General features: G+C 50.3%; 20 protein-coding genes and 1 pseudogene. 10 read left to right on the top strand and 11 right to left on the bottom strand.

The window, feature by feature from the left end; genetic code table 11:
- Positions 1-62: 62 nt before the first annotated feature.
- Entirely contained in the window at positions 63-1730 is a 1668-nt protein-coding gene (locus IPF95_04675) for a multicopper oxidase domain-containing protein (GenBank protein ID MBK6473987.1), read from the bottom strand.
- A gap of 156 nt (positions 1731-1886) precedes the next feature.
- On the bottom strand, positions 1887-2366 hold the full coding sequence (locus IPF95_04670) for a CvpA family protein (protein ID MBK6473986.1): 480 nt from the start codon (positions 2364-2366) through the stop codon (positions 1887-1889).
- 150 nt (positions 2367-2516) lie between these two features.
- Between IPF95_04670 and IPF95_04665 the strand changes: the two genes are divergently transcribed.
- Positions 2517-2852, top strand: coding sequence for a hypothetical protein (locus tag IPF95_04665; protein ID MBK6473985.1), 336 nt, complete (start codon positions 2517-2519; stop codon positions 2850-2852).
- Between the two features lie 6 nt (positions 2853-2858).
- On the opposite strand, the gene IPF95_04660 is transcribed toward IPF95_04665, so the two are convergent.
- Entirely contained in the window at positions 2859-3251 is a 393-nt protein-coding gene (locus IPF95_04660) for a hypothetical protein (protein MBK6473984.1), read from the bottom strand.
- A gap of 39 nt (positions 3252-3290) precedes the next feature.
- On the opposite strand from IPF95_04660, the gene IPF95_04655 reads away from it, so the two are divergent.
- Genes IPF95_04655 through IPF95_04645 form a run of 3 tightly spaced genes read left to right on the top strand, consistent with a single transcriptional unit; the run spans position 3291 to position 6285 of the window.
- Positions 3291-3995, top strand: coding sequence for a peptidylprolyl isomerase (locus IPF95_04655; protein MBK6473983.1), 705 nt, complete (start codon positions 3291-3293; stop codon positions 3993-3995).
- Complete coding sequence (pheS, locus tag IPF95_04650) at positions 3992-5026, top strand: phenylalanine--tRNA ligase subunit alpha (protein MBK6473982.1); 1035 nt, start codon at positions 3992-3994, stop codon at positions 5024-5026. The genes IPF95_04655 and pheS overlap by 4 nt, the downstream gene beginning before the upstream one ends.
- Positions 5023-6285 carry an NAD(P)/FAD-dependent oxidoreductase gene (locus IPF95_04645; GenBank protein MBK6473981.1) on the top strand — a complete coding sequence of 421 codons (1263 nt, stop codon included), beginning with the start codon at positions 5023-5025 and terminating at the stop codon, positions 6283-6285. The genes pheS and IPF95_04645 overlap by 4 nt, the downstream gene beginning before the upstream one ends.
- A gap of 7 nt (positions 6286-6292) precedes the next feature.
- On the opposite strand, the gene IPF95_04640 is transcribed toward IPF95_04645, so the two are convergent.
- Positions 6293-7285: a hypothetical protein gene (locus tag IPF95_04640; GenBank protein MBK6473980.1), complete on the bottom strand. Its 993-nt coding sequence runs from the start codon at positions 7283-7285 to the stop codon at positions 6293-6295.
- A gap of 340 nt (positions 7286-7625) precedes the next feature.
- Positions 7626-8639, bottom strand: coding sequence for a hypothetical protein (locus IPF95_04635; GenBank protein MBK6473979.1), 1014 nt, complete (start codon positions 8637-8639; stop codon positions 7626-7628).
- Positions 8640-9161: 522 nt separating this feature from the next.
- Here IPF95_04635 and IPF95_04630 point away from each other — a divergent pair.
- Positions 9162-10073: an AEC family transporter gene (locus IPF95_04630; GenBank protein ID MBK6473978.1), complete on the top strand. Its 912-nt coding sequence runs from the start codon at positions 9162-9164 to the stop codon at positions 10071-10073.
- 230 nt (positions 10074-10303) lie between these two features.
- Here IPF95_04630 and pyk read toward each other — a convergent pair whose 3' ends face one another.
- The 6 genes and pseudogenes from pyk to IPF95_04600 form a co-directional block, all read right to left on the bottom strand.
- Positions 10304-11725, bottom strand: a complete 1422-nt coding sequence (gene pyk / locus IPF95_04625) for a pyruvate kinase (GenBank protein ID MBK6473977.1) — start codon at positions 11723-11725, stop codon at positions 10304-10306.
- Positions 11726-11734: 9 nt separating this feature from the next.
- Positions 11735-12154, bottom strand: coding sequence for an IPExxxVDY family protein (locus tag IPF95_04620; GenBank protein ID MBK6473976.1), 420 nt, complete (start codon positions 12152-12154; stop codon positions 11735-11737).
- Positions 12155-12300: 146 nt separating this feature from the next.
- Entirely contained in the window at positions 12301-13158 is an 858-nt protein-coding gene (gene rnc / locus IPF95_04615; GenBank protein ID MBK6473975.1) for a ribonuclease III, read from the bottom strand.
- 8 nt (positions 13159-13166) lie between these two features.
- A pseudogene (gene fabF, locus IPF95_04610) lies at positions 13167-14418 on the bottom strand (beta-ketoacyl-ACP synthase II).
- 11 nt (positions 14419-14429) lie between these two features.
- Positions 14430-14666 (bottom strand): acyl carrier protein, encoded by a 237-nt coding sequence (locus tag IPF95_04605; protein ID MBK6473974.1) that lies wholly within the window; start codon positions 14664-14666, stop codon positions 14430-14432.
- A gap of 65 nt (positions 14667-14731) precedes the next feature.
- A complete protein-coding gene (locus tag IPF95_04600) occupies positions 14732-15403 on the bottom strand; it encodes a nitroreductase family protein (GenBank protein ID MBK6473973.1) in 672 nt (223 codons plus the stop codon).
- A 57-nt stretch (positions 15404-15460) separates the two neighbouring features.
- Between IPF95_04600 and purN the strand changes: the two genes are divergently transcribed.
- The 5 genes from purN to IPF95_04575 all read left to right on the top strand — a co-directional run bounded on the left by purN (position 15461) and on the right by IPF95_04575 (position 18593).
- Complete coding sequence (gene purN, locus IPF95_04595) at positions 15461-16060, top strand: phosphoribosylglycinamide formyltransferase (protein MBK6473972.1); 600 nt, start codon at positions 15461-15463, stop codon at positions 16058-16060.
- A gap of 41 nt (positions 16061-16101) precedes the next feature.
- Positions 16102-16719: a MarC family protein gene (locus IPF95_04590; protein ID MBK6473971.1), complete on the top strand. Its 618-nt coding sequence runs from the start codon at positions 16102-16104 to the stop codon at positions 16717-16719.
- 26 nt (positions 16720-16745) lie between these two features.
- On the top strand, positions 16746-17228 hold the full coding sequence (rnhA, locus tag IPF95_04585) for a ribonuclease HI (protein MBK6473970.1): 483 nt from the start codon (positions 16746-16748) through the stop codon (positions 17226-17228).
- A gap of 35 nt (positions 17229-17263) precedes the next feature.
- Complete coding sequence (locus tag IPF95_04580) at positions 17264-17773, top strand: acetyl-CoA carboxylase biotin carboxyl carrier protein subunit (GenBank protein MBK6473969.1); 510 nt, start codon at positions 17264-17266, stop codon at positions 17771-17773.
- Positions 17774-17837: 64 nt separating this feature from the next.
- A complete protein-coding gene (locus IPF95_04575) occupies positions 17838-18593 on the top strand; it encodes a superoxide dismutase (protein MBK6473968.1) in 756 nt (251 codons plus the stop codon).

Raw genomic sequence — 18593 nt, 5'->3', positions numbered from 1 at the left:
TCAACCGCCACACATTCGACATCTCGACACCGTTCGACGCATCGCCCTGCTGGTCACTTAGGCTATTCCCGTACGACCATGGCCTGTGCCTGGTTGCCTAGGCCCATGAACACGGCTATGTAGTTTCCTGGTAAAAGTGAAGCGATATCGATCGTGCCTTCGGCGGCCTTCGGGCCATTCGTACGCATCACTTCCCGTCCGGATAGATCCATGACCCGCACCTGCATTACCGGAAATGTATTGATGAAACGTACCAACGAGGAGGAAGGCACAGGATATACCAACGGTTTCTGTACGTGGTCGATCTCGGTAGTAGGCACCGTCATATCAACGATGATGAATTGCCACATCATATGATTGATGTGCATCAGGTTATGACAATGGTACATCAATGGCCAGCCGTCGGTAGTGTACTCGGCAAAACGCATAATAACGCGCACCGTATCGCCTACATCCACGTTGACAACCGACTTCGGTCCTTGCTCCCACTCCATTGGTGGCATGCCGTTCCGGTCCAGCACGAAAAAGGACCCGCCATGCATCGTCATCGGATGGGCCATGTTGGAGTGGTTGATGTACGTCCAGATCTCCGTATCGCCCAGCATGATCGTATCATTGATCGCATCCATATCCCATCCTTGGCCGTTGAGCATGAACATGCTCATACCTCCCACCATGCCGTTGCCGGTGATCTCCTTGATGCGTGTTAGCGCCGCCGAGGCCTCGGGGTAAGGTTGCACATTGGCCAACGTAGCAGGGATCGTTGTGATGGGGTCCGCAGTGGGTTGTCCTACACGAATACGCAGGATCGGGAAATCAATGCCATTGAGTGAACTGCTTTCCCATAAGAGGTTATTCGAACCAGGCATGGTCATTGGCAGTTCACTTCCATAGCTCATCAATAACAAACTGTCGCCTTCCATACCGGTAAGATCGAGAAGAAGTTCTACCCTTTCGCCACTGCTCAGCATGATCCGGTCCATCGTTACAGGGGCATCGAGAAGACCTCCTTCACTGGCGATCACCTGGAAAGGTACATTCCCTTCGAAGCCGAATGGATAATACCTAGCAGTTGAAGCGTTAAGCAACCGGAGCCGCACCACCTGTGCCGGACAATCCAAGTAGGGGTGAGCTGTGCCATTCACCAAGATGGAATCGCCGTATGGCGAAGAGACCAACTGCCCCGTTGGTGAAAATTTCTTGTCCTGCACCGCCAGAGGAAAATCATCAACACCATAATTGCGCGGCAACGCCAATTGGTCCTCTTCATCATCGCGAACAATGATCAGTCCGGCCGCGCCCTTGCCCACTTGTGCCCCGATCAGGTCCATCGTGTGCGGATGATACAGGTACACGCTTGCTTTGTCGATCACCTTGTATTTCACGTTCCAAGTATCACCCGGCTCGATCACCCTGGGCGGGCTGCCATCGAATACCGGTGGCACTTCCATGCCATTCCAGTGCATGCCGGAGATCTCCGCTAACTGGTTGTGGATCCGAAAGCGCGCGGTATCCCCTTTGTGCAGGATCAGCGTTGGTCCAAGGTACGGCGCGTTGATGCCGTATGTCTGGGTCACCACGCCGGGATAGAATTCATGGGTACTCTCGTCCAGCGTTAGATCGAACGTGTCCAGCTCGATGGCGGGTGGAATGGCCAGTGGGTTTTGGGCGTTTGCATTGACCGTAACGAGGGCGACCACTGCAATGAACAAAGCGGATCGATTCTTCATGGAACATTATTTGAAGCTCAATGTTCATAGATCCAAATGGAATACAGTATGATATATATCATACTGTATTCCAGAAGAAGACAAGAAAAAGAGAAGTTTCCACCAACCGGGATCCATTCCGCTTCTTACGGCGCTATACCCACTTTCAATATGAAATTACGCTTGCATCCACTTGGACCGTTCCAACGCTGGAGTCATGGCTGGTGCGATCACACGGATCTTCTCGAACAGCCCTGAATCGTCGATCGCGGGGATCGGCCCTATAAAAGTCGCGCTTTTAGCAGCGAACAGGTTCAGTACTAGACTCAGAAGAAATGCCTTACTAGCGATCCCAAGCAAAGCGCCGCCCAGTTTATTCAGGAATCCTAATTGCACCATATCTACGAGTTTGGTCACAACGCGCCCAATGATATGCACGACAAGCACGATAAGGACCAGCGTGAACAAGAACGAAATGATCTCTTGCGAAGGATCGAGCCCGATAAGCACAGCAATTTTATCATTCAGCATCACCGCCCCCCATATACCAAGGACCAGAGCAACAAGACCAGCAAGTTCTACGAAGAAACCGCGAAAGAACCCACGAACCAAAGCATAACCCAAAAAAACAACAATGACCCAGTCCACCCAATTCATCCAATACGACCACTTGGTCCGGTGAAAATAGCCACTTACTCCTTACCCGGAAACTGATCGCAATTACCATACTGGGACCAAAGCACCGTTCTTTGTCGGCAAATCAAGGCTAGTACCGTAAATGCAGTGCTACCTATAGACCTGAAGCACGTGGACCTCGCATTCGAAAAACGCTGGCGCGACCTGATCAAACGCTTAACGGAACGATTCGATTCCGGCACATTGGATCTGAATGCGACCCTATTCCTCATCGGTGTACAAGAACTCGGGCAGCACGCGCGCGAATTCAAGAAGGACGAGAAAGTGAACCTCATGCACATCGCGATCTGCGTTGTACTAATGCCTTATGGTTATTACCAAGAGCTAGGACGGGATCCTGATGGATGGCCACATTTCGAACGCGTAAAGGACCTGCCACTGCTAAGTGCCGAGGAACAAGAGCGATTAATGAAAGAAGCCGTACTCGGCTATTTCGAGACGACTTAGTGCGAACTAGTTGGTAGGCAGAAGAAAAACGGTCTCCTCGCTGGTCTCTTCCTCCAGGATCTTAACGATCCCTTCACCGAACAAACTATCCACGGTGGTCTCAATATCAAGTACCGCGAACCCGCTCTGGCCTTGCTCGTAGAAATCCGTGTAATCGAATTCAGCAACACCACTTAGGTCCGTAACCGCGGTCTTGTTCAACCGTGTATAATCACCTGTCGGCACAGCAGGGTTGGCAAATAATTTCACCTCGGCGCCAGCCACCTTCGAACCATCTTCCATTTTAACGGAAATGAGCACCTTGGTGGGCTTTTCCTTGTTGCACGCCGCGAACGATGTGGTCAATAGCACAAGAACAAATGCCTGAAGAACTGCACGATGGAGCTTGGAAAAAGACATTGGGTTACTTTTGTTGCCTTGTAATACAAGGGTTGAAGGATGTCAAATGTAATCAACAACACCACGTGTTGGCAACTTGAGGTTGCAAAAGCCATGACCGTCCTTGGGGTGCTTTTGGTTGCCTGCCCGCTTTGGGCCCAGCGGCCACAGGTTGAAATACGCACTGAACTGGGCACGATGGTGATCGAATTGTACAATGAAACGCCCCAGCACCGTGATAATTTCATCAAACTTGTAGAGGAAGAAACTTATGATAGCCTGCTCTTTCATCGCGTAATTCCGGGCTTAATGATCCAATCCGGGGACACGGATAGCAAATTGGCTGCTCCTGGCGTTGCATTGGGCAGCGGTGGGCAGGCATACACCATTGAGGCGGAGATCATACGAGGGGCCATTCACAAAAAGGGGGCCTTAGCGGCCGCTCGCCAGCCGGATGAAACCAATCCGGAGAAGCGGTCAAGTGGCTGCCAATTCTACATTGTGCATGGCCGGAACTATCAACCGGATGACCTTGCCCGCTTGCGGTTCCGAAGAGAAGCACAAGGAGACACCATAACCTATACCGAGGCTGATCAGCGTGCGTATTCCACAGGTGGCGGCGCACCACATCTCGATGGAAACTATACCGTGTTCGGGGAAGTTATCGATGGACTTGATGTTATCGATGCAATAGCAAATTTGCCCTGTGATGCCATGAACCGCCCGCTTAACGACCTGCGCATATACATGCGTGTATTGAAATGAGTTTACTTGACCGAGTTGCCGCTTTAGAGGCAGAAGTGAATAAAGCAATAGCTACAACTACAGCAGAAGTAGAACAGCTACGTATTGCATTACTAGGCCGCAATGGCAGTGTTACCGAGCTGTTCGATGCATTCAAACAAGTTGCTGTAGAGGAGAAAAAACAACTTGGGCAGCGCATGAACCAGCTGAAACAGCTCGCCCAAGCGCGCATTGAAGAACTGAAAACCGGACTTAGTGAGGCCGGGGACACGGATACGGAGACCGTCGATCTTTCCGCACCTGCTTTGACCGAGCCGACCGGATCCCTGCACCCGATCACGATCATTAGACAGCGAATAGTGGACATATTCTCCCGTCTTGGTTATACCGTAAGTCAAGGTCCTGAAGTGGAGGATGACCACCACAACTTCAGTGCTTTGAATTTTGCGCCGGATCATCCTGCACGGGATATGCAGGACACATTTTTCGTTGCTGATAGCGAACTGGCATTGCGTACCCATACCAGCAGCGTGCAAGTGCGTGTAATGGAACACAGCAGACCACCGATCCGTACAATTTCACCGGGTCGTGTATACAGGAATGAGGCGATCAGTGCGCGCGCACATTGCATGTTCCACCAAGTAGAGGGACTTTACATTGATAAGGGTGTAAGCTTTGCCGATCTGAAAGGAACGCTGGACTACTTCGCAAAAAGCATGTTCGGGCAGGAGGTGAACATTCGCTTACGACCAAGCTATTTCCCGTTCACTGAACCCAGTGCAGAGGTAGATATGAGCTGCACGATATGCGAAGGAACCGGCTGCAACATTTGTAAGCACAGCGGATGGGTAGAGATCATGGGGTGCGGAATGGTCGACCCTGCGGTGCTCACCAATTGTGGAATTGACCCGGAAGTGTATACCGGCTTTGCTTTTGGCATGGGTATAGAACGTATTGCGCAATTGATCTATCGCGTACCCGATCTCCGCATGTACTGGGAGAACGACGTACGGTTCCTGGACCAATTCACCGCTGCCCCATTCCGGGTATGACCACGAAACCAACCGCATTGGACACACAGGTATGCATACTGGGTGCTGGTCCGGGTGGCTCTGCCGCTGCGTTGCAATTGGCCAAACTAGGTATCAGTTCAGTAGTGATCGAAAAAGCAACATTTCCGCGGGACAAGGTCTGTGGCGACGCGCTAAGCGGAAAGGTAATGCGCACCCTTGAGCGTCTCGATGCGGTTCTTGCGGAAACCGTTAAGAGGCATTCGGAAAGTATGCCGAGTTGGGGTGTAACATTCATCGCACCGAACGGGAATGCACTTCGGGTACCCTTCTCCAGAGAAACCGGGATCGGGGAAGCCCCGGGCGCCATACTTCCGCGGTTCATATTCGATGCGTTACTGTTCGAACATGTGAAAAGCACCGATGGCATTACGGTGATTGAGGGTATTGCTGCAAAAAAGTTCACGCGAAGTGCGAGTGGATGGCACATTACGGATCAAGATGGTCTGGTTTCCGTTAATGCCCGTATGATACTGGATGCTTCAGGGGCTAATAGTCTATTCTCCAGACATATAGCGAAACTTCCCATGGAGCCGGAGCACCACGCTGCCGGTGTGCGAGGTTACTATTCTGGCGTATCAGGTCTTGATGCTCAGGGTTTTATTGAATTGATCTTTCTAAAGGACCTGTTACCCGGTTATCTCTGGATATTTCCATTGCCGAATGGCAGAGCGAATGTTGGTTTAGGCTTACGCAGCGACGTAGTAAAGAAAAGACGCGTTGACCTGAAGGCCCTAATGTCACAATTGGTTCACCAGCATCCACAACTTCGCAGTCGATTTGAGCATGCTACCCTGGAAGGAGCCATTCAAGGTATGGGGTTACCATTGGCAAGCAAGCGTAGAGCCCTGAGTGGTGATGGATATATGCTTATTGGTGATGCAGGCCATTTGATCGACCCGTTTACCGGAGAAGGAATCAGTCATGCAATGATCACGGGTGTTTATGCAGCAGAAACAACTGCGAACATGCTCCTTGCGGATGATACATCAGCTAAAGCAGCCAAACACTATGACGAACGTGTATGGAAACGGCTGGGAAAGGAATTGGCGATCAGTACCCGTTTACAGCAAATGGCCAACAGACCCGGTCTCTTCAATTTCGTAGTGGATCAGGCGAATAAGAACCCCGCTCTTGCCCATACGATCAGCAGTATGTTCAACGATCTGGATCTGCGGGAACGGCTCAAAAAGCCAGGATTCTACGTGGATCTTGTGCTTGGCCGAAAATTAAGGGCTTGATAAAACCTTACCGGCTGCAGGTGACCTGAGTGCACTTCATCGTTGGGAAAGCTGGCTGACCCAGAGGAGCTGTACCAAACTGGTACACATACTCAGAACAGCTTACACCGTTCTTGAAATAATATACCGCACCGTAGTGTTCTGTCACTTTCCTGTACATTGATGTGCGTCCCGCGCGTGAAACCGTTACATCCTTGATGACGCGTGCACGACTCACGGTAAGTTCTTCGGTGATGGACGGATCGAACATTACTGCTAGTGTGGCGGTCGGTGTTAGCTCAACAACTGCGGCGATCGGAGCGACCGGAGCAGGAACATGCAGTGTTACCGCTGCAACAGGCACTACCTCCGCGATCTGTGTGAATTGGTCTTCAGATTTTTCCCTAGTTGTGAGATGTACCATTGGCGCATTGATCATACCGGTAGTCACTTTTGTACCATACTCGTAATCCGGATGAATGATATACCCACGCTTAGGCAGGACCACTACGGCATCTGACTGTGCAAACCGTTCGCGCTCAGTACTCATGCGACCGATCATGGCCTGTTCTCCAACCACTCGAAGATCAGTATGGTAGATGAACGCTCCTGCAACTTCATTGAAATAGATGTAGCCAACTGGGCCGTCGAACTCAAAGTCCTGTCCTCTTTTCGGTACGACCAATTTCATATTTGCAAGAACTGCAAATGAGGTGACCGTTGTGATTCCAGGAACACGTGTATCAACCATCAGTTGGCGTGATACGCAACCCGGACGCTGAAATTCGATCAAGTATGCTGTACCTAGGTCAAGATCGAGGTCGATCGTAGTACCAATGTTCTCCAACAACGTAGTCTCGCCATTCTCAGGAAGGAGGATGATACGCGCCTCGTCCAACAGGATCGCTTCGATCTGTAGGTCCACTTTCAATTGAAGGTTACCAGCTCCTTCACCGTGTGCAAGGGTCGAAGTTGCAAGTGCTATCATTAAAATTGCCGGGATCAGAAGTGTGTTTTTCATTGTGTTTTTATTCGAACACAAAACAACGGCGACCCAAGACCGTGTACAATCCCCACATCTAGGTATTCTGTTCATGGAGAACTGGAATTCGTCGTTAAAAGGACGAACGTGTTTTGAAACGGCTCGGTATGAAGGGATCGGCAAACAGTAGGCGCGAACCGCAGTTGGCCAACAGGCCTGGAAGATTCCATTTATTAGTTGATTGTGCGAAGAAGACTACCGCTCTGGATGGATACGATCAGCGGTAAATTCAATGATCTGGATCAATGCGAATAGCTCAATAAAGCCAAAACCCTACGGGGCATTGTCCTCTACCCTGAGGTGGACACTTAATTCGCGCTTAACGTCTGCAAGTAACCTCGGTGCACTTCGTTGAAGGGAAAGCCGGCTGAGGATCAGATGTTGTACCGAACTGGAACACATACTCGGAACAGCTAACACCATCCTTAAAATAGTATACGGCTCCGTAGCGCTCAGTCACTTTCCTATACGTTGCGGTGCGTCCTTCGCGTGCAACCTTTACCTCCTTGATGATCCGTGAACGGCTCACTATAAGTTCTTCGTTGATGAACGGGGTGTCCATAACTGATGCTGTGATCATCGGCATTGATGCAGCAGTTCCGGTGATCGGCGCAACAGGCAGTGTTACAGATGCTATGGGTGCATCTGGTTGTGTCACTGGAGTTACATCAGGCGCAACTTCCGCAACCTGTATGAATTGGCCTTCAGACTTTTCACGCCCTGTGCGGTGTACCATTGGCGCGTTGTTCACGCCGGTAGACACTTTTGTACCGAACTCGTAATCCGGATGAATGATATAGCCACGCTTAGGAACGACCACTAGGGCATCCGGCTGTGCGAAATGTTCGCGCTCCGTATTCATGCGATCGATCATGAATTGCGCACCCACCACCCTATAATCGGAATGGTAAAGGAATGATCCGGTAGCTTCATTGAAGTAGATATAACCCACAGGGCCATCGAACTCAAAATCCTGTCCTCTTTTCGGCACAACCAGTTTCATTTTTGCACGAGCGATCAAGGAGGTGACCGTGGCGTTACCGGTAATACGTGTATCAACCATCAGTTGGCGCGATACGCAACCTGGGCGCTGAAATTCGATCAAGTATGAAGTGCCTAGATCAAGATCGAGGTCGAACATAGTGCCGATGTTCTCCAACAATGTAGCCTCACCGTTCTCAGGAAGAAGGATGATACGCGCCTCATCCAATAGGATCGCTTCGATCTGCAGATCCACTTTCAAGTGGAGTCTACCAACTTCTTCTCCGTATGCCATGGTCGAAGCCGCTAGTGCTAGCGTACAAAGGACCGGGGTGAAGAGCGAGTTTCTCATTGTGTTGCTATTCCACTACTAAATAACGGCGATGCAAGACTAAATACAATCCCCATAAATGGGTATTTTGTCCGTGGGCCATGTCAATTCGTCGGTAAAAATATATCATTCATCGACACCAATCAAGGTTATTAACAATTAGCACCTCCATTGTTAACAATCCCGCAATCGTACGCCTCCCTAAGGATACCGACTATTGCGACCAATACAACAAAAAACGCTTCCGCTATGACCCGACAACCTTCGTCGAAATGCAACCCTGCGTGGTTTTTTTCACTGCTTTACGAAACGAGTGACCCTCCTTTCGCCTGAGATCCGTGCTTCATCAACATATGATCTTGGGCCAAGGTCTGCTATCGGCAACCGTATAAGGTTATTTCCCTTTGGAATAGATACAGCCGTGGTCTTAAACGGTATGCCCAACGCATCGGCATAGCGAAAGACATATAGATCATACGATCTGCTGTCCAATGAAACCAATTCGCATTCATGCATCAGGTATTATCAACTTTACGCACTTCAATGGAAAGTCTCTTCTTGCTCGTACTTTGTTTGCTCATTGGTCTTGCCTTGCAGCGTTCGCAAAGTCTGCCGGCCAATGCAGCTGCTTCCTTGAACCAGTTCGTGCTTTTCGTTCCGCTGCCTGCGTTAGCATTTTATTACATCCCGGAGATCGAGCTGGAGCGACACTTACTCTATCCGCTTGGCGTGGCATGGATCTCCATTGCGGCATCGTGGTTGGTGTTTGGCAGCCTTGGCCGCTGGCTAGGATGGTCGCGAAAGCTTACGGGTTGTTTGGTGCTTACCAGCGGCTTGGGCAACACTAGCTTCGTGGGTTTTCCAGTGATCGAAGCGCTGTATGGAAAAGAAGGATTGGCCACAGCGTTGATCGTGGATCAGCCTGGTTCATTCGTGGTACTGAGCACGGTAGGTATCGTAATTGCAACGTTGTATTCCGGCGATGTTATTCGCACCGGCCCGATCATCCGCAAGATCATGTTGTTCCCGCCGTTCATAGGGTTTGTTTTGGCCGTAGCCATGAACCTATTCGACCTGCACTTTCCGGAATTCATATGCGCCGGTCTGTACCGGCTTGGTAGCACCATAACGCCGGTAGCATTGGTGGCCGTGGGGTTGCAGTTGAATTTGGATCGGCGCAGTAAGCACTTGGGCTTCTTGGCGGCCGGGCTTGGTTTCAAATTGCTTGCCGCACCCGCGATCATATACCTGCTCTACGTTGTTATCCTAAAAGGCAGCGGCCAAGTGGTACAGATATCATTAATGGAAGCTGCCATGGCCCCGATGATCACTGGCGTGATACTGGCATCTACTCATGGTCTGAAACCACGCTTGGCGAACATGATGGTGGGCGTGGGGATACCGTTTTCGTTGATTACGTTGATGGGATGGTATTGGTTGATATCAAATTCCTAATTCCCAAGGGTTTCCATTAACTGATCGTTCAATATTGGGAGTGTTGGAATAAGGAATGCGCCCAAGTCGCCAGATCGAGCTGATCGCTACAACCAAAGGCTGAGCCAAAACACACAGACAAGAGTTCCTGAAATCGGGAATCAACTCTAGAGCGTTGCAAGAACGAAAAAACGAAAGCACCCAAAGACACTCTTCAACACAAAGAAGGGAGTGATAGGGATCAGAAATCGTTATACCTCGCTCAACTTGATCATGTTCGCCATGCCTTGTTCGGCGATGGGCATACTGGCAACGTTAACGACGAGATCGCCTTTGGCGACGTGTTTCTTGCTGCGTAGGATGTGCTTGATATCGGCTATGGTATGATCCGTGCTCACGGTCTTATCGTAATACTCGGCACGCACTCCCCATACGAGGTTGAGCATATTCAGGATCTGTTTGTTGCTCGTAAAGGCATAGATATGCGCTTTAGGGCGCATGCTACTGATCTTGAATGCAGTGTAGCCGCTATGGGTCATGGTAACGATGGCTTTGATGTTAATACCTGCTGCCATGCGCACACTGGCTTTACAGATGGCATCGGTCACCATGCGTTCGTTCTGCTCCAGTTTGGATTCGGGCACGTTGTACATGATATCGCTTGTTTCCATTTCCACCAGGATCTTGTTCATGGCTATAACAACTTCCACAGGGAATTTACCTACGCTGGTTTCAGCGCTGAGCATAACGGCATCAGCATGATCAAGTACGGCGTTGGCCACGTCATTCACCTCCGCACGTGTGGGCGTGATGCTGGTGATCATGCTTTCCATCATCTGTGTAGCTACGATCACCGGACGGTGTTTCTTCAGGCAGCGTGCAATTATATCCTTTTGCACCAATGGCACTTTCTCCATGGGAATTTCAACACCTAGGTCTCCGCGCGCGACCATCAATGCATCGGCCTCTTCAATGATGGCGTCGATCTCCGCAAGTGCTTCGGGTTTTTCGATCTTGGCCACTACACGCGTATGTTTTTCGCGACTACGTATAATGTTCTTTAATTCCACAATGTCGTTGGCATTGCGAACAAAACTGAGTCCGATCCAATCCACATCGTGATCCAGTGCGAATTCAAGGTCCTCCATATCCTTTTCAGTAAGACATGGCAAACTGATCTTCGTATTCGGCAAATTCAACCCCTTATTGGAGCTGAGTACGCCACCGTGTATCACTTTGGTGGTCACGTTCTTTTTGCCATCGGTAGCGGTAACCTCCAATCGCAATCTGCCATCGTCCAGCAGCACGATCTCCCCGACCTTAATGTCGTGTGGAAATTGCAAATAGCCGGTGCTAACGATCCCTTTGCGTCCTTTTATCTGCTCGTTAGTAATGATCAACTCACTACCGTCGACCAGTTCGATCGGACCGTTCTCCATTTCACCCACACGCATTTTGGGGCCTTGCAGGTCGGCAAGTATCGCGGTCGTATGGCCCAACTCTTCGTTCAATTCGCGAATGGTTGCGATCAACTTCACATAGAATTCATAATTGCCATGGCTGAAGTTCAGACGGCACACATCCATGCCACTCAGCATCATTTCGCGCAGCACTTCTTTAGCCGCTGATGCAGGGCCTAGTGTAGCTACTATCTTGGTTTTCGGGTCGTTCATAGAGTTTTTCTAGCGCAATAATTTATGCCCATTGCGCAATTGATCAAATGGTAGGTTGAAAGCAGCGAGCACGAATTCGGCAGCACGTATCCGATCCACTAGGTCGGGCACATCTTCTACAACTTCGTTATCCACTACCAGAAAATAGTCCGCATTCTTTTGATCGGCGATCAATACTCCCTGATCACCATGATTGTTTATCAATGTATAACCTCCGCGATCCGGATGAACCACATGATCATACACCCCGAAATGTGCCTCACGACCCCCCACCTCCTCTGTAATATCCTCTCTTCGGCGTGTCAACTCCAGCTCCATTGCGTGGTTCATGGCCCAACACAACCGGTAATCATGCTCATGGCAACTGATCCCGATGACCGTTACTTCCGGATCTGGTTCAATATCGAGTTTGAGTTTGACTTTGGCCATAACGTTTGGAGCAGACTAATGAAAGTGATCTCGAGTTCAAAGGTAGCTGTGACATTGCTTGAACCTGGATCATGAAGTAGGTTTTGTTGCTTAGATCAAAAGCGCAACAGCATCGTGGTTTCGTTGGCGGCTATCGACGAAGCCCACTATGTCCCATCACCGGAAGTATCTCTTTTTGGCCGTCGATTCGTCGGCCCGGGTCTACGACGTGGCTTGGGTACTGGACCGATTTCGGTCGAAACGCTCAGAGAACTTGCCACATTGTTCTTCGGGGGCCTTGGCGGGCGTGGCTTTCGTGAACGCATACTCGAAAAAGCATCCTGTGCCGCTTCCTGCTCAGCACTTTTTTTGCTGATCCCTCTACCCGTGCCTTTTACCTTTCCTTCAATATGCACCTCTGCGACGTATTGTTTTCCGCGTCCCTTACCGCCTTCTTCATTAATTACGAACTCCACGCGTTTACGACGTTTCTGGCCCCATTCCAACAATCGGCTTTTGCCATCGCGGTCCTCTTTTTCCAACTCCTTCAGGTCGAAATGGACGTTGATCAACTTGATGACCACTTTACGTGTCCGTTCGTAGCCGCGATCCAGGAACATGGCACCGATCAGCGCTTCCATTGCATTACCGGGAACCGATGATTCTTGGGATCGGGCAACATTGCTTTCCATGACCCGTTCGATCTGCGTATGTTGGGCCAATAGGTTCAATTGACTTCGACTTACAAGCTTACTGCGCATGCGCGTAAGGAACCCTTCGCCTTTTTCAGGGTACGTATTAAAGAGCAATTCGCCGATAATGGAATCCAGGATGGCATCGCCCAAGAATTCCAAGCGTTCATTATCGGGAAGGTCGGGTCTGTCCTCAGTAACTGCGCTCACGTGCCGCAGTGCTTGGCGGTAAAGCGGCAGATCACCGGGTGTAAGGCCTAATGTAGATCTGCACCACGCACGCACACGACGCTCTTCTGCATTTCGTGCTCGGCTGAAAAGGCTACGGAACAAAACGTGGGTCAATGGTACTTACGGAAGATCACCGAGGTATTGTGTCCTCCAAAACCGAAGGTATTGCTAAGTGCGATGTTCACTGTTCGCTTTTCTGCCTTGTTGAATGTAAAATTCAACTTAGCGTCCAATACAGGGTCGTCAGTGAAGTGATTGATCGTTGGAGGAACAATATCGTTCTTCACGGCCATGATCGCCGCAACACCTTCTACGGCCCCTGCCCCACCGAGCAAGTGGCCTGTCATACTCTTCGTAGAACTAATATTGAGCTTATACGCATGTTCACCGAATAAGCGCTGGATCGCTTTTACTTCTTGCGGGTCGCCGATCGGTGTGCTTGTTCCGTGGGTATTGATATAATCAATATCCGTTGCATCAATACCAGCATCGTGCATGGCGTGCTTCATACACAGCTCAGCTCCAAGACCGTCCGGGTGAGGTGCTGTTATGTGGTAGGCATCGCTGCTCATACCCCCCGCCGATCACTTCAGCATAGATGGTTGCGCCGCGAGCTTTGGCGTGTTCCAGATCTTCAAGTATGATCGCCGCACCGCCTTCGCCCAGAACGAACCCATCCCGGTCCTTATCATAAGGCCGAGAAGCGGTTCCGGGGTCATCATTGCGCGTGCTCATAGCATGCAACGCGTTGAATCCACCAACACCAGCCTCATAGACCGCAGCCTCACTCCCGCCTGTTACCACAGCCACACAGGTGCCAAGTCGGATGTAGTTGAAAGCATCGATCATCGCGTTGTTGCTACTAGCACAAGCACTGGCCGTAACATAACTCGGTCCATAGAGCACATGGCGCATGCTGATCAACCCAGCAGCACTATCGGCTATCATCTTTGGGATGAAGAATGGGTTGAAACGCGGTGTTCCATCACCCTGTCCAAAACCGATACACTCGTCCTGGAAGGTTTTCAAGCCACCAATACCACTGCCCCAGATCACGCCGATCCGCTCCCGGTCCGCCTTATCAAGATCCAGTCCGCTATCCTTCATGGCCTCATCGGCACAAACGACAGCGAATTGGCTGTACGGGTCCATTTTACGCGCTTCTTTTCTATCCATGAAGTCCTCGGGGTTGAACCCTTTGACCTCACAGGCGAATCGCGTTTTGAATTTAGCTGGATCAAAGCGAGTGATTGGCGCAGCTCCGCTACGGCCGCTCACCAAGCCCTCCCAGTACTCCTTTAGGGTGTTCCCGAGTGGAGTGAGCGCACCCAGACCAGTGACAACCACGCGTCTGAGCTCCATGCTAAATACGTTTACTTGGCGTTCTTTTCCACGTAATCCACAGCCTGACCCACGGTTTGGATCTTCTCGGCTTGATCATCCGGGATAGCAATATTGAACTCTTTCTCGAACTCCATAATGAGCTCGACAGTATCAAGGCTATCCGCGCCAAGGTCGTTGGTGAAGCTAGCTTCGTGCGTTACCTCGGCCTGGTCTACTCCGAGCTTATCCACGATAATAGCGATGACCCTTGACTTAATATCCGACATGTTCTTGTTGTTATTTGTTGAACAGGGTGCAAAGGAAAGCATTTTCGACATGCGCACGCATGATCTTATTTGAATGGCACCAACACGTGGTCCAATCCCTTGCGCTTCAGGTCGGGAACTTGACAATTTTTTGCTGGGAACCCGATGGGGATCAGCAAAAATGGTCGCTCATTGGACGGGCGATCCAGAATTCCCGCTAAAAAATTCATTGGGCTTGGCGTATGCGTTAGCGTAGCCAATCCGGCATTATGCGCTGCTGCTAAAAGCATTCCGGTAGCAATTCCAACACTTTCAGCCGCGTAATAGTTCTGGTGCTTATTACCATCGGCATCCATTTCATAGGCGCGTTTGAATACCACGATGAGCCAAGGGGCGATATCCAAGAACGGCTTGTTCCAGTCTGTCGCGAACGGCTTCAGGTCATCCAACCACTCCTCGGACATACGGCTTTCATAGTTGATCTTTTCTTCTTGCTCAGCGGCTTCGCGGATCTTGTGCTTCAGAGCTGGGTTTCCTACCACGCAAAAAGTCCATGGTTGTTTATGGGCCCCACTTGGTGCGGTATTCGCCGTGCGCACCACCTCAGCGATCACATCGAACGGAACCGGTTCGTCACTGAAGTAGCGAATGGTGCGTCTTCGGTCCATAAGACCATGGAATTGCCTTGCACGATCCAGCATTTCAGTAGGACCATAGCGAATAAAATCGAGCGGTACGTGGGGCGCTTCGTCTTCCATGATGGGATGAAGTTCGGGAGGAATTCCAGGATCACACCAAAACCTCACCTTTGCGCCATGTTCCGCGTGGCGATATTGGCATCAGGCAGTGGCACGAATGCCCAGCGACTTATCGAACACTTCAACGAAAATGACCGTGTGGATATCACCTTGATCGGATGCGATAAACCCCAGGCCGGCGTGTTACAAAGGGCATGGGATATGGGAATTCCGAGTTATTTGTTCAATGGTGCAGCCCTTAAGGATGGCATCTTACTGAAAGAGCTCCAAGGTCAACGAATCGACCTGATCGTACTGGCGGGATTCATGCGATTGATCCCAAAAGAAATAGTGCTGGCCTATCCCGATCGCATCATCAATATTCATCCTTCGCTCCTGCCTGAATATGGCGGCAAAGGCATGTACGGAGAACACGTACATCGCGCTGTGATCGCGGCAGGTGAAAATGAAAGCGGGATCACCATCCACCTGGTGAACGAGCAGTATGATCAGGGAAAGCACTTATTACAAGTGCGATGCTCTGTGTTACCGACCGACACCCCGGAAACGTTGGCTGCGCGCATCCACCATTTAGAGCATGAACACTATCCCAAAGTGGCAGAAAAGTATTTGGATCACCTTGAGGAGAAGCTTGGCGGCATCGGCCACCAAACATGATCGTTGCTCACAAATACCGGACAATCACCAATAAATAACGAATGCATTATTTCGACCTCAAACAGATCGGCAAAGCCTTTTTGATCCTTTTCGCGGTGATCGACATCGTTGGTGGGATACCCTTGATCCTGGATGTACGCCAAAAGGCAGGTAAGATCTACCCGGCGCGTGCAACGCTGGTAAGTATGGGGATCATGATCACATTCCTTTATCTGGGCGAGACCATTCTTTCCATACTTGGTATCGACGTGCGCTCCTTCGCAGTCGCTGGAGCCTTGATCCTATTCTTCATTGCGTTGGAAATGGTCCTTGGACTAAAACTGTTCAAAGAAGACCTTTCCGCACCGGGGCTTACGGATGCTTCGGCGGATAACAAAGTGTACAGCATAGTGCCTTTAGCATTTCCTGTAATTGCCGGTGCAGGCACGATCACAACTGTATTATCACTCCGAGCAGAGTTCGATCGGCCGAATATTCTTATTGCGATCATCCTGAATATGATCCCGGTCGTATTGGTGCTCTTACTCACTTCGCGTATCGAGCGTTTGCTAGGCAGGGTTGGGCTGATCGTGATCCGCAAAGCCTTTGGAATTATTCTGTTGGCGATATCCGTTAAGTTGTTCGCAGGTAATATTACCTTCCTATTCCCTTCCACCTGAGAACGGGATCACGCCCGATCAACAACATGAAGGTCACGATCCATACGGACGGTGCTGCAAGCGGAAACCCCGGTCCCGGTGGTTATGGTGCTGTATTGGAAAGCGGGAAATACCGCAAGGAATTGTGGGGGGGCTTCAGGCTTACTACCAATAACCGCATGGAACTGCTAGCCGTGATCATTGCGTTGGAGGCGCTAAAAAATCCAGGAACGGATGTGTTGGTGGTGAGCGACAGTAAATACGTGGTTGATGCTGTTGAGCAAGGCTGGTTATTAGGCTGGGAAAAGAAGGGGTTCGCGAAGAAGAAGAACTCGGATCTCTGGCGGCGATTCTTGAACGTATTCCGCCAGCACAATGTGAAGTTCCAATGGATCAAGGGCCATAACGGTCATCCACTTAATGAACTATGTGACCAATTGGCCGTAGCTGCTTCGCAACAGAAAAAACTCGACGCCGATGAGGGATATGAAGCGTCCCTTTCGGGTGGTCAACTATTCGACGGTGGTTGATCGCGATCATTCACATCGACATATATTCGCAACCTATGGCCAAACTTTACGCCACAATAAACAGTGCAGAAGGTCCAGTGGAACTTGAACGGAAGGCCACTTCCGCTCCATGGTCTTTGATTGGTGAAGGCGCACCTGATCTTGTAAGAACCGGCCCTAGCAGTTACAGCTTGGTACACAATGGTCGCAGCTACCGCGTTCTGGTCTTGAAAGAAGACCGCGAGAACAATACGGTAAGGTTGCGCATTGGCAGCGGCAGTTACACTGTTCAGCTACAGGACGAACAGAGCCGTATGATGCACACCTTGGGGTTCGACAAGGCGGTGAAGAAAGTACGCGAGATCAAAGCTCCAATGCCCGGACTGGTCTTGAATATTATGGTGAAGCCCGGAGACGTCATAAAAAAGAATGATCCGATACTTGTACTGGAGGCGATGAAAATGGAGAATCTGATCAAAGCACCAAGTGATTCGATCGTTTCATCCGTTCAGGCAGAACAAGGCAAGGCTGTTGAGAAAGGGCAGATCCTGGTATGTTTTGAGTGAGCAGCATCGCTAAGAATTGAAAGTTCTCACTTTCATTCTTTGATGTGATCGCTACCTTTACCACATGGACCGCAAACAATTTCTTTCTCGCTCTTTGAAAGCAACGGTGGGCACTTTGGTTGCCGGACCCTTGTTAGCCAATACTTCCGGATGTAATTCACCGGAGTCTCCTGAACAAGGAATTCCTGCATCTGATGGAACACCCGGGTCTTCGACCGTTCAGGTTGTGCTCTCACAAATTGCATTACCTTATGCGTATAACGCGCTGGAACCCGCGATCGATGCCGAGACCATGGAGATCCACTACAGCAAGCACCATGCAGGGTATGTAAAAAAAGGGAATGCCGCCATTGAAGAAGGCAATGTCAAGGCCGCGAATGAAATGGATCTGATGGCCACGATCGGTCAGTACGGTGCGGGCGTCCGGAACAACGTTGGTGGCACATGGAATCACAACATGTTCTGGGAAGTAATGGCACCTGCTTCAGGAACGTTACCTATAGGCAAGGTACTCGATGCGATCAACGGAAGCTTCGGTTCCTTGGATGAGTTCAAGACCGCATTCGCGGATGCCGGAATGAAACGGTTCGGTAGCGGATGGGCCTGGCTGGTAGAACGCAATGGCAAGCTGGAGATCGGCAGCACACCGAACCAGGACAACCCTCTAATGGATGTCAGTGAATTCAAAGGAAAGCCGCTCCTGTGCTTGGATGTTTGGGAACACGCCTACTATTTGCATTACCAGAACAAACGCAACGACTACGTAGCGAACTGGTGGAGCATCGTGAATTGGGATGCGGTCGCTAAGCGATGGGGGTGA

This window comes from Flavobacteriales bacterium (assembly GCA_016704485.1).
Lineage (GTDB): Bacteria > Bacteroidota > Bacteroidia > Flavobacteriales_F > PHOS-HE28 > PHOS-HE28.
This window is presented reverse-complemented; position numbering and strand designations above follow the sequence as displayed.

Coding starts and splice junctions, on each gene's coding strand:
- IPF95_04660 (MBK6473984.1), bottom strand. CDS start 3,251: ATGTCTTTTTCCAAGCTCCATCGTGCAGTTCTTCAGGCATTTGTTCTT.
- IPF95_04640 (MBK6473980.1), bottom strand. CDS start 7,285: ATGAAAAACACACTTCTGATCCCGGCAATTTTAATGATAGCACTTGCA.
- pheS (MBK6473982.1), top strand. CDS start 3,992: ATGAGTTTACTTGACCGAGTTGCCGCTTTAGAGGCAGAAGTGAATAAA.
- IPF95_04645 (MBK6473981.1), top strand. CDS start 5,023: ATGACCACGAAACCAACCGCATTGGACACACAGGTATGCATACTGGGT.
- IPF95_04635 (MBK6473979.1), bottom strand. CDS start 8,639: ATGAGAAACTCGCTCTTCACCCCGGTCCTTTGTACGCTAGCACTAGCG.
- purN (MBK6473972.1), top strand. CDS start 15,461: ATGTTCCGCGTGGCGATATTGGCATCAGGCAGTGGCACGAATGCCCAG.
- IPF95_04590 (MBK6473971.1), top strand. CDS start 16,102: ATGCATTATTTCGACCTCAAACAGATCGGCAAAGCCTTTTTGATCCTT.
- IPF95_04580 (MBK6473969.1), top strand. CDS start 17,264: ATGGCCAAACTTTACGCCACAATAAACAGTGCAGAAGGTCCAGTGGAA.
- IPF95_04670 (MBK6473986.1), bottom strand. CDS start 2,366: ATGAATTGGGTGGACTGGGTCATTGTTGTTTTTTTGGGTTATGCTTTG.
- IPF95_04605 (MBK6473974.1), bottom strand. CDS start 14,666: ATGTCGGATATTAAGTCAAGGGTCATCGCTATTATCGTGGATAAGCTC.
- IPF95_04600 (MBK6473973.1), bottom strand. CDS start 15,403: ATGGAAGACGAAGCGCCCCACGTACCGCTCGATTTTATTCGCTATGGT.
- pyk (MBK6473977.1), bottom strand. CDS start 11,725: ATGAACGACCCGAAAACCAAGATAGTAGCTACACTAGGCCCTGCATCA.
- rnhA (MBK6473970.1), top strand. CDS start 16,746: ATGAAGGTCACGATCCATACGGACGGTGCTGCAAGCGGAAACCCCGGT.
- IPF95_04655 (MBK6473983.1), top strand. CDS start 3,291: ATGTCAAATGTAATCAACAACACCACGTGTTGGCAACTTGAGGTTGCA.
- IPF95_04675 (MBK6473987.1), bottom strand. CDS start 1,730: ATGAAGAATCGATCCGCTTTGTTCATTGCAGTGGTCGCCCTCGTTACG.
- IPF95_04575 (MBK6473968.1), top strand. CDS start 17,838: ATGGACCGCAAACAATTTCTTTCTCGCTCTTTGAAAGCAACGGTGGGC.
- IPF95_04630 (MBK6473978.1), top strand. CDS start 9,162: ATGGAAAGTCTCTTCTTGCTCGTACTTTGTTTGCTCATTGGTCTTGCC.
- IPF95_04620 (MBK6473976.1), bottom strand. CDS start 12,154: ATGGCCAAAGTCAAACTCAAACTCGATATTGAACCAGATCCGGAAGTA.